Below are 1,574 nucleotides of genomic sequence, written 5' to 3' on the forward strand. Positions count from 1 at the left end.
TTCACTATAATTCACATGCGATTTTTGATAGATTGAAGTTTTTCACTCCACGGCGCCAGTTCCGCCAGCTGTTCATCGGTCATATCTTTACTTGGCCGATGCTTCAGCAGAAATTTGAGATATTTGTAAATATTCAGGCCGTGTGCTTTTGCCATCTCAACCATTGTGTAGACTACTGCACTGGCATTCGCTCCTTCTACGGAACTGCTGAACAGCCAGTTCTTCCGGCCTACTGCGAATGGACGGATTGCATTCTCACTGAGATTATTGGTAAAGCTGCAGCGTCCGTCTTCCAGATAGGTCTCCGCTGTATCTCGCCGATTGAGAACATAATTAACCGCTTTATCCATCCGGGTGTTCCGGACTGGCTTCTGCTGATCGAGCCACGACCAGAAGGCCTCCAGAACAGGTTTTTCCTTCTCGAGACGCATCTGGTTCCGTTTTTCATAATCACCGGGATACTTTTTGTTTATGGAGTCCTCAATGGCGAATAACCGGTTGCAGTACTGGACTCCCTGCACTGCCGGCTGGCTGTAATCATACTGCCTGCCTTTGGGAACAGCATCGATAAAGTATCGGCGGATATGTGCCCAGCAGGAGCAGCGCCGGATCCCCGGCAGATTGTTATAGCCCTGATAGCCGTCCGTTTCCAGATATCCGCTGTAGCCTTCCAGAAACTCTTTTGCATGGCTGCCGCTCCTGGTCGGAGAATAGCCATACAGGATGATCTCCGGAAGTCCATCCTCACCGCTTCGGAACAGCCACATGAACGACTGGGTCTGTGCTCTGCGGCCTTCCTCATTCAACACCTGGACTCGAGTCTCATCTGCCATTGCAAAACTGCGTTTCAGCAACTCCCGATGAAAGTAATCATACATCGGCTGAAAATAGTTCTGCGAACAGCAGATGATCCAGTTGGCAAGGGTAGTGCGGCTGATCTGGGCCCCATACTGTTTCCAGTCCTTCTCCTGTCGGTAAAGGGGAAGCCCATTGGCATACTTCTGATACATAGTCCATGCAACAGTGGATGCTGAGGCAGGACCTTTCCCAACCAGAGACGCCGGAACCTGAGACTTTACGATCACGGGTTTTTCCGTATCGCCGAGTCCTTCCTTACAGGATGGGCATCCGTAACTCTGGCTGTAGTATTCGATCACTTTACAGGTGGCAGGAATGAATTCCAGTTCCCGGCGGACATACTCCTCGCCGATCAGGACCATCTGCGTACCGCAGACCGGGCAGAGCTGGTCTTCTTCCGGAAGATGGACCACTACTTTTTCAACCTTCAGGCCTTTGAAAAGCTCATCATGAGTTGCCTTCTTTTTACGGGCATGCTCCCGGATCACGGTTTCTTCTTCCGGCAAAGAGGGATCCTGTTCCATTTCCGCTTCATCAAAGAGATTCTGTTGTCCCGGAATGTCATCGGATCTTCTTTCACTGGATGAGCCGAAAAGCTTTTTGGTCAGATAATCCACCTGTTCCTGAAGCGCTTTCTCGTGACTGGATTTTTCGTCAATCATAAGACGGAGAGATCTGATCAGCTCAGTCTGTTCAGATACCATTGTTTTCAGCCC

General features: G+C 50.1%; 1 protein-coding gene. It reads right to left on the bottom strand.

Features of this window, described 5'->3' with window-relative positions; translation table 11 throughout:
• Window positions 1–11 precede the first annotated feature (11 nt).
• Complete coding sequence (tnpC, locus tag D5281_RS24870) at window positions 12–1,571, bottom strand: IS66 family transposase (protein WP_277935629.1); 1,560 nt, start codon at window positions 1,569–1,571, stop codon at window positions 12–14.
• Window positions 1,572–1,574: the final 3 nt, after the last annotated feature.

This window comes from Parablautia muri (assembly GCF_009917485.1).
GTDB lineage: Bacteria > Bacillota > Clostridia > Lachnospirales > Lachnospiraceae > Suilimivivens > Suilimivivens muri.